This window comes from Loktanella sp. PT4BL (assembly GCF_003201935.1).
Classification (GTDB): domain Bacteria; phylum Pseudomonadota; class Alphaproteobacteria; order Rhodobacterales; family Rhodobacteraceae; genus Yoonia.
Genome location: NZ_QJJL01000002.1, coordinates 36758 through 51011 on the forward strand (window position 1 = coordinate 36758; position 14254 = coordinate 51011).

Sequence of the window (14254 nt, forward strand, 5' to 3'; positions counted from 1 at the left end):
ACATGGAAAGGGCAGGTCAGACAACGACACCTGCGCCTTCTGCGGCCAGACCGACAGTCTGGCGGAATACTTCGAAGAGTTCGCGCCCGACGCCGGTGCCGTTGCCGCTCAGATCGGCGGTGGCGGGGGTGCGGGTGGCCAGATCAACGCCTTTGACTTCGATCGTGCCTGTGGTTGCGTCGAGCCGGATGATATCACCGTCGCGGATCAGGGCGATGGGGCCGTGATCGGCGGCTTCGGGGCAGACATGGATGGCGGACGGCACTTTGCCCGAGGCACCCGACATGCGCCCGTCGGTGACAAGCGCCACTTTCAGGCCACGGTCCTGCAGCACGGCCAATGTCGGCGTCAGGCCATGCAATTCTGGCATCCCGTTGGATTTGGGGCCTTGAAAGCGGACGACGATGATCGTGTCTTGCGTGAACTCGCCTGCTTTGAAGGCGTCTTTGACGGCCTCTTGGGTGTGGAATACACGGGCAGGGGCCTCGACCACGTGACGCTCGGGGGCCACGGCAGAGGTCTTGATGACGCCGCGCCCGAGATTGCCGGAGAGTTGCACGAGGCCGCCCTGTGGTTGGAAGGGATCCGTGACGGGGCGCAGGATTTTTTCGTTCAGCGATGTGGTTGTGCCCTCGGCGTATTCCACGCGGCCATCGACCAGTTTGGGTTCCTGCGAGTAGCGTTCCAGACCTTGCCCTGCGACGGTTTTGGTGTCGTCATGCAACAGGCCTGCGTTCAGCAGTTCGCCGATCATAAACCCAAGCCCGCCTGCGGCGTGGAAGTGGTTCACATCGGCCAGACCGTTGGGATAGACCTTGGCCATCAGCGGTGTGACGGCGGAAAGGTCGCTGAAGTCCTGCAGATCAAGGATCACGCCGGCGGCTTTGGCCATGGCGGGCAGGTGGATCACGAGGTTCGTGGATCCACCCGTGGCCATCAGACCTACGATGCCGTTCACAAAGGCCTTTTCATCCAGAATATCGCAGACAGGGGTGTAATCATTGCCAAGGGCCGTGATTTCCAGTGCGCGCTCTGTGGCGGCTGTGGTCAGCGCATCGCGCAGCGGCGTGCCGGGATTGACGAAGGACGCGCCGGGCAGGTGCAGGCCCATGAACTCCATCAGCATCTGGTTGGAGTTGGCGGTGCCATAGAAGGTGCAGGTGCCGGGGCCGTGGTAGCTGGCCATTTCGGCGGCCATCAGCTCTTCGCGGCCCACATTGCCTTTGGCGAATTCCTGACGCACACGGGCCTTTTCGTCGTTAGGCAGGCCGGACACCATGGGGCCTGCGGGCATGAAGATGCCCGGGATATAGCCAAAAGTGGCGGCGGCCATCACAAGGCCCGGGACGATTTTATCGCAGACACCCAAGTAAACGGCGCTGTCAAAGACGTTGTGCGACAGGCCCACACCTGCGGCCAGCGCGATCACATCGCGTGAGAAGAGTGACAGTTCCATCCCCGTTTGCCCTTGGGTCACGCCGTCGCACATCGCAGGCACGCCGCCTGCGACCTGTGCGGTACCACCTGCCGCACGGGCGGCGGCGCGGATCAGATCAGGGTAGGTTTCAAACGGCTGATGCGCCGAGAGCATATCATTATAGGCGGTAATAATGCCGATATTGGGGGTCCGGCCAGCCGTCAGCGCGTCTTTGTCACCCCCCATGGCAGCATAGGCATGGGCCTGGTTGCCGCAGGTCAGGTGCGACCGGCGCGGGCCTTCGGCAGCTGCGCGGGCCATCGTGTCCATATACTTCCGGCGCGGCCCTTCCGAGCGGGCGCGGATCCGGTCGGTAACTTCGGCAATTTTGGGGTGCAGTGACATGACATCCTCCCTCGATCTGTTTGCGGATGCCTTAACACGACCCGTTAGCGCTAACAAGGGGGCGAGAGGACGCATGGAAGAGATTGCAGCGGCGCGCCGGCCATGTCTTAATGTTGTCAGAATTCCATGGTGAATGAATAAAAACACGTCATTGGGCAGGCTTATGCATCGTAGAACTTTTCTTGTTTCGTTTTCTCTTCTGGGGCTTATGGGCTGTGGCGCGGCCACGGGCATGAAAAGCGACCCGCGTCCGCCGATGGACCGCTCCTATGCGCTGCAAGGGTTCAATTTCAATGTGCTTGAGGGTCTGACCGTCTCGGAAGACGAATCCTTTTATCCGACGGCAGATGTGGTGTGGCGCGGAGATCCGCTGGGTCCGCGCATTCCGCAGATTGCAGCGATGTTCGAAGAGGCCGCTGCGCGCAACCGGCGGGTGGTGAATGGCGCGTTGCCCGTCACAGTGGATGTGACACTGGTGCGGTTTCACGGCGTGACCAACCGGACCCGTTATACCGTGGGCGGCGTTTATAATGTCGTCTTTGATATGACTGTGCGCAATGCGACCACAGGCGACGTGATCGAACCGACGCGGCGCGTTGTCGGCAATCTCGAAGCGCCGGGCGGGACACGTGCAACCGTGCTGGAAAGCGAAGGCCAGACGCAGAAAGTGCGGGTGACGGATTTTCTGACCAGCCTGCTGCGGGCGCAATTGGTCTAATTTGTCATCGCACGGCTTCCCAGCCGCACCAAAGGCGGATAGGAGGCGGGTATGACAGAACATACATCCTCCGCCATGCCGGTTGTCCGGCTGATCCCCAAAGCCGAAGCCCGTGCAATCCGCCACGGGTTTCCTTGGGTTTATGCCAATGAACTGGTCACAGACCGCCGCACCCGCAATCTGACCCCCGGGACCATTGCGCAACTGGAAGACGCCAATCGCACGCCCATGGGCGTTGTGACGGTGAACGCCGCATCCAAGATCATCTGCCGCATGCTGGATCAGGATCCGGCTGCGGTCATTGATCAGGCGTGGTTTGCGGGGAAGATCCAACGCGCTTTGGCCCATCGTGCGCGGCTTTATGAGGCGCCGTTCTACCGTCTGGTCCATGCCGAGGCTGATGGGTTGCCGGGTGTCATCATCGACCGGTTTGGCGATCTGGCAGTGATCCAGCCCAATGCCGCTTGGGCCGATTTGCTGATCAAACCGCTGGTTGCGGCGCTGCAAGAGGTCACGGGCGTCACCACCGTGATTATGAACGGGACAGGGCGTGCGCGCACGCTCGAAGGGCTTGAAGAAAAAACCGACGTTCTTGTGGGTACCGCCCCCGATGCGCCTGTGCAGGTGCCGATGAACGGGGCGATATATATGGCCGACGTGATGGGCGGGCAGAAAACCGGCCTGTTTTTTGATCAACGCCCGAACCATGCCTTTGTGGCCGGACTGTCCAAAGCTGCGCGCGTGCTGGATGTGTTCAGCCATGTCGGCGGGTTCGGATTGGCGGCATTGGCGGGGGGTGCGGCTTCAGTACTGGCTGTTGACGGCTCTGCGCCCGCGCTGGAGCTGGCCGAACAGGGTGCGGCCGCCATGGGTGTGTCGGACCGGTTTGCCACACGCAAAGGCGATGCCTTTGATGTGCTGACCGCGCTGGCCGAAGAAGGTGCGACATTTGATGTGGTGATCTGTGATCCACCGGCCTTCGCCCCGTCCAAATCCGCGCTGGAGGCGGGCCTGCGGGCTTATGAACGGATCGCCCGACTGGCGGCCCCACTGGTCGCGGATGGGGGTTATCTGACGCTCTGTTCCTGTTCGCATGCGGCGGATCTGACGAAGTTCCGCAACGCCTCGGCCCGCGGGATCGGGCGCGGGGGGCGGCGCGGGCAGATCATCCATACCGGATTTGCGGGGCCGGATCATCCGCTGCTGCCGCATCTGGCCGAAAGCGGCTATCTGAAAGCGCTGACCTTCCGCCTATGAGGGTGATGCTCGACGCTTGCGTTCTCTATCCCACCGTGATGCGCGAGGTGCTTCTGGGCTGCGCCGGGGCGGGGCTGTTCGAGGCGCGGTGGTCGGCGCGTATTCTGGAAGAATGGGCGCGGGCGACGGCAAAGCTTGGGCTGGAGCAAGAGGTCTGGGCGCGCGGCGAGATTGCAGCGCTGGCGGCGCAATTCCCGGATGCAACGGTACGCTATGATCCGGCGCAGGAGCGGGCATTCTGGTTGCCTGATCCGGCGGATATCCATGTGCTGACGGCGGCGGTCATCGGGTCCTGTGACGGCATTCTGACGATGAATACCAAGGATTTTCCCAAGGATATTTTGGGGGATGCCGCACTCTTGCGGTGGGACCCTGACGGTTTTGCGCTTATGTTGCTGGCAGAGGCCCCGGATCAGGTCCGGGGCGTGGCGGCGCGTGTGTTGGACGTGGCCAACAGGCTGTCACCGGAGCCTTGGACGATGCGGGCGCTGATGAAAAAGGCACGGATGCCACGGTTAGGCAAGGCGCTGGAGGCGTGATGCCCCTTCGGGACCGCCTGCGTGGATTGCGCGGGCAGGTGCCTCCGGCGGGAGTATTTCGGGCAAGATGATAAGCGGTGCCGCGCGTTTAACCGGCGTTCCACTTGGCTTCATTCGCCTCAATTGCTGCGATGCGCAGCGGCGTTTTGGGGTGGCTCATCATCCACGCAGGCGTTGCGGCCCCACGCGCACCTGTCAGCGTTTCCAGTTTCCTGAACAGTGATTTCTGCGGTTCTGTGCCGATCCCTGCCGTGACCAGCAGGGCCGAGGCATAGGCATCAGCCTCGAATTCGTCACTGCGCGACAGGCGGGCGGCCAGCAGGCTCATCAACGCGCTGGCGATCCATGGGCCGATAAAGGGCACAAAGCGCCCCAGAATCATCGCAAGTGCAGTGCGCATCGCGTTCTGGCCCGAGAAATCAATCATCCGGCGGCGTGAATGGCCCAAGGCCACGTGGCCCATTTCATGGGCAATCACACTGGCCATTTCTTCGGAGGTGACCTCGCCTGCGCGGTATTTGTTGTAGAACCCACGGGTGATGAAAATGCGCCCGTCAGGGGCGGCCAGCCCGTTCACGGGTTCGATCTCATAGATATGCACCTTGATCCGGTCGATATCGAGGGCCTTGGCCATGCGGTCCATCAGCACCTTGAGGATCGGATCGGCAAGCTCGGTGGATCGCGCGTCAAGCTCGCGCTTGGTCCGCCACATCGAGAAGCGGTACATCGCAAGCCCGTAGAGCACGGCAAAAAGGATCGGTGTGAACTTGATCATGGTGTTAATATGGGCGTTTGCGGCTGTTTCTCAAGCCTGACGGGGGTTTTCATCTGCGACATTTGGCGCCGCGTTGTCCGCCCGGCGCCGTGCCCGCGCCTTGCTGGATTTGACCAGCCACAGGCCGAGGCCCGTGGCGACCACACCCGCCGCAAGAAAGCCCGAAAGGTTGCCCGAGATGCTCGCGATTGCTGTCATATTATCCGCAAAGACATAGCCAAGCCCGACATAGAGTGCGACCCAGACAAGCTCGCCGCTCATCGACCAGAGCGCAAAGCGGGGCCAATGAAAACGCGCAAGGCCGCTGACGTAGTTGATATGCGGACCCAGCGGGGACACCAGCCAGCGCGAGAAAAACACAGCAGACCCGCCCCATTTGTCCATGAATTGCGCGGATTTGCTGCGCAGTGCCGCCCGTTTGGGTTTCGCCATAAGCCAGCGATCCATGCGCTTACCCAACCGGCGCGCCACCCAATACCCCGTATTGTCGCCCAAAACCGCCCCGCAAAAGGCGGCTGCGGTCACGGCTGCCAATGACAGATCACCCGCTGCCGCAAAACCGCCAGAGGCCAGCATCAATAGTGATGACGGGACCGGCAGGGCCAGACAGCTGAGGAATGTCACAATAAAGAGCAGGGGAACGCCGTAGTCCGCCGCGAGCCCGAGGATGAGATCATTCATTGGTTTGACCTGCGTGATAGGCCAATGCCGCGGCCGCAACCCGCTGTTGCATCTCTTCCAGCGTGAGCCCCAGTTCCCGCGCAATCGTGTCAAGCGAGGCGCGCCGCAATGCGCTGTCGGGGTTCAGGTTCCACGCCGCTTTGATCACTTCGGGGGGCACGTTATACGATTTGGCCACATAGCGCGGGGTCATCCATCCGGCCAAGGTCTGGTTCTGTTTTACCGGATCGGACCAGTAGATGTATTGCGTGACGGCACGCACACCAAAAACGCCGGTCAGCGCAAAAACCACCACAAAGGCTAGAAAAGCTGCGCGATTGTGGGTCCAAAGATCTTTGAGATGGTGCCACATCGCCTTTGTCTCCTAGCGTCCCAAGGTCCGCATGCCCGCGTCGATCCCCGCGAGTGTCATCGGCACCATACGGTCGGGGCCAAAGATATCGCGGATCATCTGGATCGACTGTGTGTAAGGCCAGTAGCGTTCGTCAAGCGGATTGATCCAGAGATGATTGGGCCATTGATCGCGCGCCCGTTCCAGCCATGTCTGGCCTGTCTCTTCGTTCCAGTGTTCGTTTGCGCCGCCCTTGAAGGCGATTTCATAGGGCGACATGCTGGCGTCACCCACGAAAATGCATTTGTAATCAGACCCGTAGGTGCGCAGCACGTCCCATGTGGGGGTCTGCGCGTTCCAGCGGCGGCGGTTGTCCTTCCACACGCCCTCATAGAGGCAGTTGTGGAAGTAGAAATATTCGAAATGCTTGAATTCGGATTTGGCGGCGCTGAAGAGTTCCTCGACCACTTTGATATGCGGGTCCATCGACCCCCCGATATCGAGAAACAGCAGAACCTTGACCGCATTGCGCCTTTCGGGCCGCGTCTGCACATCCAGATAGCCGTGTTCGGCTGTGGCGCGGATGGTGCCGTTGAGGTCCAGTTCCTCATGTGCGCCGTCACGTGCCCATCGGCGCAGGCGTTTCAGAGCAACCTTGATGTTTCGTGTGCCCAGTTCGACCGTGTCATCGAGGTTCCTGAATTCGCGCTTGTCCCAGACTTTGACCGCGCGCTGGTGGCGGCTTTCGTTCTGGCCGATCCGCACGCCTTCGGGATTATAGCCGTATGCGCCAAAAGGCGAGGTGCCAGCAGTGCCGACCCATTTGGACCCGCCCTGATGGCGGCCTTTTTGTTCTTCGAGCCGCTTTTTGAGCGTTTCCATGAGCTTGTCGAAACCGCCCATGGCCTCGATTTCGGCTTTCTCTGCGTCGCTCAGGTGCTTCTCAGCCAGCTTTTCCAGCCAGTCGGCAGGGATATCAACGGCGTTCAGGACGGCCTCGTCAGGGATTGCGTCCAGTCCTTCGAAGCTGGTCGCAAAGGCGCGGTCGAATTTATCGAGGTGGCGCTCGTCCTTGACCATGGTGGCGCGGGCCAGAAAGTAGAAACCCTCGACATCATAGGTGGCCAGCCCCGCTTTCATGCCCTCCAGAAAGGACAGAAACTCGCGCAGCGAGACCGGCACCCCTTCCTTTCGCAGATTGTCAAAGAAGGGCAGAAACATGTATCACAGGCTGCGTTGCAGGAAGATCAGAACAAAGAGACCGACAAGGCCGAAGATGATCGCAAACACCGCGCCCCATTGCAGCATATCCTTGCGTTGTCCGCCTTTCGATTTCGCGCGCAATGCGCCGAGAACTGCACCGAAAACCATACCTGAGAGCGGGAATATCATCGAAAAGGGCCTTTGTTAGGTTGGGGGCGGAGGCGGGGCCAGAGACGCAATTTCATTGAGCCGCATGATGACCTCATCCCTGTCGCCCAAGCCATAAAGCGCCCACCCCAGACTGTCCAGACGCAGGGCCATGCCTGCCTCGGTCTGGCCTTTGAGATCAAGCGCTTCGGCTTTGAACATCATCAACAGCGCCATCAGAGCCGCGTTTTCATGGCGGCGGGCGACCTCAATGGCAGGTGTCGTCAGTGCGATGGTGGCGTCGGCATCGCGCGAGATCAGCGTAAATGCGGCCAGTTGCAGCGCGATATGGGCTGCGTGGATATTGGTGGCGGGCGTTTGCGCATAGGCGCGGCCGGCGGCGTTGAAGGCGCCCAAAGAGAGGGTCGCGTCATTGCCGATCTGCAAGCGGCCATAGGCATAGTTGGCAAAGCCTTCGCGCGGGCCGGTCCATCCCAGTGATTGCCCGATCGCGACAGCGCGCGCCGCGGCCTGCCTGCGCCGCGGTTCAGAGGCGCTGTTGCCGAGTGCGGTTGTGATTTCGTTGATCCAGGCGCGTGATGTTTCGGAAGGGATCTGCCCGCCCGGGCGTTGCCCGCTCGGGTTGATCCGCGCAAGGATTGCGGGCAGGCGTTCGGCCACCTGCCGTTCGGACATACCGCTGCGCAATTCGGGGGCATAATAGGCCCGCAGGATCAGCATATCGAAACCGGTCAGCACGGCGTGCATGTTGTCATCATTGAAGACAGAATCAGGCAACCGGTAAAGATCATTCAGCGGGCCAAGCGCCTGCGCGAGTTCCTCATGCAGGCAATCGCGCACTTCCTGCGCGGTCACATCCGATGGCAGGAAGATGGCCGCCTTGTCGCGCCGCTCCAGCGTTGCCCAGTCGAGCAGAGGCGTATCGCGGGCCGCGCGCAGTTCCGTCCAGCTTTGCACCCGTGGAACCACAAAGCACGCGGCATTGGGGGCAACGCGCTGGAGGGTACGGTTGGGCAGGCTCTCGATCACGATATTGGCGTCGGTGTCATTGGTCAGCCGGATATCAATACGGGCCTCGTTGCGCAGACGGCGCAACAGCGCCTCAAGGTCCTGCCGGTTTTCGGGGCGCAGCTGTCCGACGACCCGCACAGTGATCGGCCCTTCAAAGCGGGTCAGGACAGGCAAAGGCCGTCCGCTTTCCATCCGGAACGCCAGATCCGCAAAATCCAGCGCAATCTCCGCGTTCGGACGTGTGGACGGCCCGGGGCTTTCACCTGCAAAACGCGCCATTTCGGGGAATGTCAGGCGCACGGGATCCGGCCCCGCAGGCATCTGGGCGCAGCCCGCAACAAAGGCGAGGGCAAGGGCGGCAAGATACTTCATGCGGGTCTGGCGTATTTTATAAAGTCGGTTTTCTGGCCCACGCGATCATAAAGCTGGCGGCCCACCGCGTTATCTTCTTGCGTCAGCCAGTAAACCGCCGGTGCGCCCGCCTCATCGGCTGCCTGATAGACCGCTTCGATCAACTTGCGCCCGATCCCAGTGCCGCGCACCGCCGGATCGGCATAAAGGTCTTGCAGATAGCAGACGTTCTCGATCCGCCAGCAATGGCGATGAAAAAGATAATGCACCAGCCCCACGATGGTGCCGTCCTGTTCGGCGACCATGCCATGAAAATCTTGCGCGTCATCCCCCAGAAGGCGCGCAAAAGTACTGGCATAGACCGCCTCGGGGACGCTGGATTTGTAGAAATCGAGATAACCCGACCACAGGACACGCCAACGGGCTTCATCTTTGGCCGCAAGTGGACGGATTGTGACGATGGGGGATGTTGCCATGGGGTGTTCTCGTTTTTGTCTTTGACTGACAATAGAGGTGTTTAGGCGCAGGGCCAGTCAATTCCCTGTGGGGGGCGGGGCTGCGCTCGTTTTGTCTCGGGAATGGCCGTTTTGCGCCTTCCGGATTGATGAAACGCAATTTGCGATACGGCATTGGCGTTAGGGAAGGGAGGGATTGATACAAGAGGAAAGAAGATGACCACAGAAAAGGCCAAGGAAAAGACCATCGTAATCGAAATACCCGAAGCGGTCGGCGTCTTTGACAGCTTTGCAGACTTGCAGGCCGCAATCTATGACCTGCGCATGTCGGGCTTTTCGCGCCGTGATATCAGCCTTCTGGGGGATGAGGCTGCATTGGAGGACAAGCTGGGTTCGGCCTTTTGGCGCGCGAAGGACCTTGAAGACGACCCTCATGCGCCCCGTGCGGCCTTTGTGTCAGAGGAAGCCATCGGAGAGTTGGAGGGCGCAATCGCAGGCGGGTTCTTCTTTCTGGGATCGGCCATCGCCATGACCGCGATGCTGACACCGCTCAGCACGCTTGCGGCCTCAATCGCGGCGGTGGCGATCGGTGGCACCCCCGGCGCGATTCTGGGTACGTTGCTGGCGCGGCGCGTCGGGCAGCATCACAAGGATTACTACGCCCACCAAATCGAGAACGGCGGCATCCTGTTGTGGGTACGCACCGAAAACAAGGACAAAGAGGCGCTCGCGACAAAGATCCTCAAAGGCCATTCAGGCAAGGATGTCCACGTCCACGGCTGGACGAAATAGCGCGCTAGCGCTGTCCGCGTGCCATAAAGGCCAGCCGTTCAAACAAATGCACGTCCTGCTCGTTCTTGAGCAGGGCGCCATGGAGTTTGGGCAGCGCATTCGCCCCGTCACGTTTAAGGTCCTCGGCACTCAGATCCTCGGCCAGCAGCAGTTTGAGCCAATCCAGCACTTCGGAGGTGGACGGCTTTTTCTTCAGGCCCGCCGTTTCGCGCAACTCGTAGAATTGGGTGAGTGCGGTCGTCAGTAACTGTTCCTTGATGCCCGGATGGTGCACCTCGACGATTCTGCGCATCGTGTCGATGTCGGGAAAGCGGATGTAGTGGAAAAAGCAGCGGCGCAGAAAGGCGTCGGGCAATTCTTTTTCGTTGTTGGATGTGATGATCACGACAGGGCGGTGGATGGCCTTCACGGTCTCACCGGTCTCGTAGACGTGGAACTCCATCCGGTCCAGTTCCTGCAAGAGGTCGTTGGGGAATTCGATGTCGGCCTTGTCGATCTCGTCGATCAGCAACACGACCTTACCTTCCGCGCCGAAGGCCTGCCAGAGCTTGCCCTTTTTGATGTAGTTGGCCACGTCATGCACCCGCGCATCACCCAGCTGGCTGTCGCGCAAACGGCTGACGGCATCGTATTCATAAAGCCCCTGTTGCGCCTTGGTGGTTGATTTGATGTGCCATTCAATCATGGGCAGGCCAAGGGCCGCGCTGACCTGCCGCGCAAGCTCGGTCTTGCCGGTGCCGGGCTCGCCCTTGACCAATAGCGGGCGTTCCAGCGTGACGGCTGCATTCACCGCCATCGTCAGATCATCTGTGGCGATATAGGTTTCGGTTCCGGTGAATTGCATCTGCTTGCCCTTTGATTTGCAAAAACAACCTAGCAGGTCGTTCGGGATCATCAACACCCTGCGAGGCCTGTCAAAATGGGGGGTGACAGCGCGTCGGGAACCAAGTAAACCCCGACAAAATTGGGGTTGGGGTGAGCGCAACGCGTCAGCGCGCATCAAAGCAAGAGGGTATGAATATGAAGGCAGAAGTGTTTCTTGGAGACGACTATCGCCCCGCAGATGACGAACCATTCATGAACGAGCGGCAGACCGAATATTTCCGTCGCAAACTGATCGCATGGAAGGCCGAGCTCCTCGAAGACAGCCGCGACACTGTCGCCGGCATGAAAGACCAGACACGCAATATTCCTGATGTGGCTGATCGCGCTTCTGAAGAAACCGACCGTTCACTTGAACTGCGCACACGTGACCGCCAGCGCAAGCTGGTCACCAAGATCGACGCGGCATTGCGCCGGATCGAACAGGGCGAATACGGCTACTGCGAAATCACCGGCGAGCCTATTTCGCTCAAGCGTCTGGATGCACGCCCTATCGCCACCATGAGCCTTGAGGCGCAAGAGCGTCACGAGCGCCGCGAAAAGGTGCATCGGGACGACTAGGATGACCCACAACCAAAGCCGCGACATCGCTGTAGTCGGCGGCGGCATTGGTGGGTTGACGGCCGCATTGGCCTTTGCGCGCAGTGGCGCGAACGTCACGGTCTATGAACAGGCAACCGCGCTGACCGAGGTTGGCGCCGGTCTGCAGATTACCCCCAACGGTGCGCGTGCCTTGAACGCGCTTGGGATCGACCGCGCGCTTGCCGCCTCCGGTGTGCAGGCACAGGCCGTGGTGCCGATGGATGCGATGACAGGGCGCGAGATTGCGCGCTTTGATCTCTCCGCGCAGACACCCCCTTATGTTTTTTATCACCGTGCCGCCCTGATCGATATTCTGGCGCGCGGGTGTGATGCGGCGGGCGTCACGGTCAGGCTGGGTGTAAAGATCACGCAGATCAGCGCCGATGGCAGTTTCAGTTTGGATGGCGAGACACACCGGCCTGCGCTGACTGTCGGTGCCGACGGGCTGCATTCGGTCGTGCGCGGTCTGATCAACCGGCCTGCACAGCCGTTCTTTACAGGGCAGGTGGCATGGCGCGCCATGATCAAGTCCGACAAGACGGACCCTGTGGCCCGTATCTGGATGGCCCCGGGGCGGCACATGGTGACCTATCCTTTGCCAGGCGGTCGGCTGAACATTGTTGCGGTGCAGGAACGCAGCCAATGGGCCAAGGAAGGCTGGCATCACAGCGATGATCCCGGCAACCTGCGAATGGCCTTTGCGGACTGCGGCTGGGAGGCCAAGAGCATCTTGTCGGCGGTCGAAGAGGTGCGGCTTTGGGGGCTGTTCCGGCACCCCGTGGCGGCAAAATGGCATCTGGGCACAGTGGCGATTTTGGGGGATGCGGCACATCCGACGTTGCCGTTTCTTGCGCAGGGGGCGAACCTCGCGATCGAGGATGCCTACACCTTGGCGCGCTGCTGCAACGAAGAGGCAACGATTGAGGCGGGCTTGCGCCGCTATCAGGACAAACGCCGCGCGCGTGTCGTGCGGGCGATTGAGGCAGCAAACAGGAATGCGCGCAATTATCACCTGCGCGGTATGCAACGCATGGTGGCCCATGCTGGGCTGCGGACCTTGGGGAAAGTCGCGCCAGCGGTGTTTCTCAACCGGCTTGGCTGGCTTTATGATTACGATGTGACCGCCTAACCGCGTTCAGGATTCCTTCGGGCAGGATAAAGCAGGAACGCTTTTTCAGGTTATGTCGCGATTGCGGCAACAATGCCCCTGAATACCTTGATTGTTTCCGGTTTCTGCCCAGCTTTCGGCAAATTGCATGTGTAGACAGGTTTCATGTTGCCTATTGATTTTCATAAGTATGCCCAAACCCGCCCGGTGCAGCCTGCGTCGGGTTCCGTCTCCGGCGCAGATATGTTTCTGGCAATCTCGATCCGGCGCACGACATTGTCCTTTGTGTGCAAACACCGCACGACAGAAAACAGTGACCTGAGGGCGGTGTCGCGGGATTTACTCGTATCAGACGCTTAGCGGCCGTTAGGCGTTTCAACGGCCTGAAGCCCAACCGCACTGATCACCAATTTCTGCTGGCCTGATCCGTGACGCGCTCCAGCACTTCATGGCTGCGCCAATCGACGCGGTAGATCTCGTCCTCGATCCGGAAATAGACCCAGCCGTCGCTGACGGTTGGCAGGCCATAGTAGCGGGCATTCATGATCATGGAATACTGTCCGCGTTCGAGTATCTCACCAATCTCGACAGGGCCGGGCTGTGGCGTCAAGGGCTGGGGGATGGCGACGCAAGCGGTGCCTGCGACGGCGATGCGGCACTTTGCCTGACCGATTGTCGGCAATGTGACAGCGACAACTGCGATACTGATTAACTTGCGAAGCATGTGTCTGTGCTCCTGAAATGCGACCTGAAAAAGCGATCCTAACCGATTAACGGGCTAGGCGGCAAGGTCTACCCAGACCGGCACGTGGTCCGAGGGCTTTTCGCGACCGCGCACTTCGCTTTCGATCCAGCAGTTGTTCAAAAGGTCCGCGCATTGCGGTGTCAGCAGGAAATGGTCGATGCGGATGCCGTCGTTTTTGTCCCATGCACCCGCCTGATAATCCCAGAAGGAATAGTGGCCCGCACCCGCCTCGCGCGCGCGGAAAGCTTCGGTGTAGCCAAGGTTCAGAATGCGGCGGAACGCCTCGCGGCTTTCAAGACGAAAGAGCGCGTCATCGCGCCACGCATCCGGGCGGGCGGCATCCTCTGCCTGCGGAATAATGTTGTAATCCCCGCAGAGTAGCGCCACTTCTTCATGTTCCAACAGCTCTTTGGCACGGGCCTGAAGCCGTTCCATCCAGCGCAGTTTATAGTCATATTTCGGCCCCGGTGCGGGGTTGCCGTTGGGCAGGTAAAGCCCGCAAATCCGCACCGCTTTCACGCCAACGACGGTGGCCTCGATATAGCGGGCCTCTTCGTCATCCGCGCCGTCGCGCCCGTTACCTTGCGCACTGTGCAGACCGCGGGTGACGTCCTCAAGCGGGAATTTCGACAGGAGTGCGACCCCGTTAAAGCCCTTTTGGCCATGGGTTTCGACGTTATAGCCTTTGTCCTCAAAAATCTCGCGGGGGAAATTCTCATCCACGGATTTGATCTCTTGCAGGACCGCCACATCGGGCTGGGTGTCATCAATCCAGTTGGTCAGCGCCTCAATCCGCGCTTTGACGCCATTGATGTTGAATGTCGCGATTTTCAT

17 protein-coding genes are annotated in these 14254 nt (G+C 60.3%); 6 read left to right on the forward strand and 11 right to left on the reverse strand.

Annotated features, from left to right (window positions below; genetic code table 11):
• Window positions 1-16: 16 nt before the first annotated feature.
• The gene (gene edd, locus C7964_RS05075; protein ID WP_110278620.1) at window positions 17-1822 is read right to left on the reverse strand and encodes a phosphogluconate dehydratase; all 1806 of its coding nucleotides are present in this window, start codon (window positions 1820-1822) and stop codon (window positions 17-19) included.
• 163 nt (window positions 1823-1985) lie between these two features.
• Between edd and C7964_RS05080 the strand changes: the two genes are divergently transcribed.
• From C7964_RS05080 to C7964_RS05090, 3 genes are read left to right on the forward strand one after another with little or no spacing between them, the layout of a single operon-like run.
• A complete protein-coding gene (locus tag C7964_RS05080) occupies window positions 1986-2540 on the forward strand; it encodes a DUF6778 family protein (protein WP_110278621.1) in 555 nt (184 codons plus the stop codon).
• Between the two features lie 51 nt (window positions 2541-2591).
• A complete protein-coding gene (locus tag C7964_RS05085; RefSeq protein WP_110278622.1) occupies window positions 2592-3797 on the forward strand; it encodes an RSP_2647 family RNA methyltransferase in 1206 nt (401 codons plus the stop codon).
• Window positions 3794-4336, forward strand: a complete 543-nt coding sequence (locus tag C7964_RS05090) for an RSP_2648 family PIN domain-containing protein (protein WP_110278623.1) — start codon at window positions 3794-3796, stop codon at window positions 4334-4336. The genes C7964_RS05085 and C7964_RS05090 overlap by 4 nt, the downstream gene beginning before the upstream one ends.
• An 88-nt stretch (window positions 4337-4424) precedes the next feature.
• On the opposite strand, the gene C7964_RS05095 is transcribed toward C7964_RS05090, so the two are convergent.
• From C7964_RS05095 to C7964_RS05120, 7 genes are read right to left on the reverse strand one after another with little or no spacing between them, the layout of a single operon-like run.
• The gene (locus C7964_RS05095; protein ID WP_110278624.1) at window positions 4425-5111 is read right to left on the reverse strand and encodes a M48 family metallopeptidase; all 687 of its coding nucleotides are present in this window, start codon (window positions 5109-5111) and stop codon (window positions 4425-4427) included.
• Window positions 5112-5141: 30 nt separating this feature from the next.
• Complete coding sequence (locus C7964_RS05100; RefSeq protein ID WP_110278625.1) at window positions 5142-5792, reverse strand: DedA family protein; 651 nt, start codon at window positions 5790-5792, stop codon at window positions 5142-5144.
• Window positions 5785-6144: a hypothetical protein gene (locus tag C7964_RS05105; RefSeq protein ID WP_110278626.1), complete on the reverse strand. Its 360-nt coding sequence runs from the start codon at window positions 6142-6144 to the stop codon at window positions 5785-5787. Before C7964_RS05105 ends, C7964_RS05100 begins: the two co-directional genes overlap by 8 nt.
• A 12-nt stretch (window positions 6145-6156) precedes the next feature.
• Entirely contained in the window at window positions 6157-7344 is a 1188-nt protein-coding gene (locus C7964_RS05110; RefSeq protein WP_110278627.1) for a vWA domain-containing protein, read from the reverse strand.
• A 3-nt stretch (window positions 7345-7347) separates the two neighbouring features.
• Window positions 7348-7515 (reverse strand): hypothetical protein, encoded by a 168-nt coding sequence (locus C7964_RS19885; RefSeq protein ID WP_181417111.1) that lies wholly within the window; start codon window positions 7513-7515, stop codon window positions 7348-7350.
• Between the two features lie 15 nt (window positions 7516-7530).
• A complete protein-coding gene (locus C7964_RS05115; RefSeq protein ID WP_110278628.1) occupies window positions 7531-8877 on the reverse strand; it encodes a DUF2927 domain-containing protein in 1347 nt (448 codons plus the stop codon).
• The gene (locus C7964_RS05120) at window positions 8874-9332 is read right to left on the reverse strand and encodes a GNAT family N-acetyltransferase (RefSeq protein WP_110278629.1); all 459 of its coding nucleotides are present in this window, start codon (window positions 9330-9332) and stop codon (window positions 8874-8876) included. The genes C7964_RS05115 and C7964_RS05120 overlap by 4 nt, the downstream gene beginning before the upstream one ends.
• A 195-nt stretch (window positions 9333-9527) precedes the next feature.
• On the opposite strand from C7964_RS05120, the gene C7964_RS05125 reads away from it, so the two are divergent.
• Window positions 9528-10103, forward strand: a complete 576-nt coding sequence (locus C7964_RS05125) for a hypothetical protein (RefSeq protein WP_110278630.1) — start codon at window positions 9528-9530, stop codon at window positions 10101-10103.
• A gap of 4 nt (window positions 10104-10107) precedes the next feature.
• On the opposite strand, the gene C7964_RS05130 is transcribed toward C7964_RS05125, so the two are convergent.
• Window positions 10108-10947: an AAA family ATPase gene (locus C7964_RS05130; RefSeq protein ID WP_110279414.1), complete on the reverse strand. Its 840-nt coding sequence runs from the start codon at window positions 10945-10947 to the stop codon at window positions 10108-10110.
• A gap of 176 nt (window positions 10948-11123) precedes the next feature.
• On the opposite strand from C7964_RS05130, the gene dksA reads away from it, so the two are divergent.
• Together dksA and C7964_RS05140 are read left to right on the forward strand one after the other, a co-directional pair.
• Complete coding sequence (dksA, locus tag C7964_RS05135; protein WP_110279415.1) at window positions 11124-11546, forward strand: RNA polymerase-binding protein DksA; 423 nt, start codon at window positions 11124-11126, stop codon at window positions 11544-11546.
• Between the two features lies 1 nt (window position 11547).
• On the forward strand, window positions 11548-12696 hold the full coding sequence (locus C7964_RS05140) for an FAD-dependent monooxygenase (RefSeq protein ID WP_110278631.1): 1149 nt from the start codon (window positions 11548-11550) through the stop codon (window positions 12694-12696).
• A 382-nt stretch (window positions 12697-13078) separates the two neighbouring features.
• Here the strand turns inward: C7964_RS05140 and C7964_RS05145 are convergent, their stop codons facing one another.
• Window positions 13079-13399: a hypothetical protein gene (locus C7964_RS05145; RefSeq protein ID WP_110278632.1), complete on the reverse strand. Its 321-nt coding sequence runs from the start codon at window positions 13397-13399 to the stop codon at window positions 13079-13081.
• A gap of 54 nt (window positions 13400-13453) precedes the next feature.
• Window positions 13454-14254 carry an exodeoxyribonuclease III gene (xth, locus tag C7964_RS05150; RefSeq protein WP_110278633.1) on the reverse strand — a complete coding sequence of 267 codons (801 nt, stop codon included), beginning with the start codon at window positions 14252-14254 and terminating at the stop codon, window positions 13454-13456.

Excerpts from the sequence above, each read along its gene's own strand:
- C7964_RS05125 (WP_110278630.1), top strand. The coding sequence starts at position 9,528 with ATGACCACAGAAAAGGCCAAGGAAAAGACCATCGTAATCGAAATACCC.
- C7964_RS05105 (WP_110278626.1), bottom strand. The coding sequence starts at position 6,144 with ATGTGGCACCATCTCAAAGATCTTTGGACCCACAATCGCGCAGCTTTT.
- C7964_RS05110 (WP_110278627.1), bottom strand. The coding sequence starts at position 7,344 with ATGTTTCTGCCCTTCTTTGACAATCTGCGAAAGGAAGGGGTGCCGGTC.
- xth (WP_110278633.1), bottom strand. The coding sequence starts at position 14,254 with ATGAAAATCGCGACATTCAACATCAATGGCGTCAAAGCGCGGATTGAG.
- C7964_RS05130 (WP_110279414.1), bottom strand. The coding sequence starts at position 10,947 with ATGCAATTCACCGGAACCGAAACCTATATCGCCACAGATGATCTGACG.
- edd (WP_110278620.1), bottom strand. The coding sequence starts at position 1,822 with ATGTCACTGCACCCCAAAATTGCCGAAGTTACCGACCGGATCCGCGCC.
- C7964_RS05080 (WP_110278621.1), top strand. The coding sequence starts at position 1,986 with ATGCATCGTAGAACTTTTCTTGTTTCGTTTTCTCTTCTGGGGCTTATG.
- C7964_RS19885 (WP_181417111.1), bottom strand. The coding sequence starts at position 7,515 with ATGATATTCCCGCTCTCAGGTATGGTTTTCGGTGCAGTTCTCGGCGCA.
- C7964_RS05100 (WP_110278625.1), bottom strand. The coding sequence starts at position 5,792 with ATGAATGATCTCATCCTCGGGCTCGCGGCGGACTACGGCGTTCCCCTG.
- dksA (WP_110279415.1), top strand. The coding sequence starts at position 11,124 with ATGAAGGCAGAAGTGTTTCTTGGAGACGACTATCGCCCCGCAGATGAC.
- C7964_RS05120 (WP_110278629.1), bottom strand. The coding sequence starts at position 9,332 with ATGGCAACATCCCCCATCGTCACAATCCGTCCACTTGCGGCCAAAGAT.
- C7964_RS05115 (WP_110278628.1), bottom strand. The coding sequence starts at position 8,877 with ATGAAGTATCTTGCCGCCCTTGCCCTCGCCTTTGTTGCGGGCTGCGCC.
- C7964_RS05085 (WP_110278622.1), top strand. The coding sequence starts at position 2,592 with ATGACAGAACATACATCCTCCGCCATGCCGGTTGTCCGGCTGATCCCC.
- C7964_RS05140 (WP_110278631.1), top strand. The coding sequence starts at position 11,548 with ATGACCCACAACCAAAGCCGCGACATCGCTGTAGTCGGCGGCGGCATT.
- C7964_RS05145 (WP_110278632.1), bottom strand. The coding sequence starts at position 13,399 with ATGCTTCGCAAGTTAATCAGTATCGCAGTTGTCGCTGTCACATTGCCG.
- C7964_RS05095 (WP_110278624.1), bottom strand. The coding sequence starts at position 5,111 with ATGATCAAGTTCACACCGATCCTTTTTGCCGTGCTCTACGGGCTTGCG.
- C7964_RS05090 (WP_110278623.1), top strand. The coding sequence starts at position 3,794 with ATGAGGGTGATGCTCGACGCTTGCGTTCTCTATCCCACCGTGATGCGC.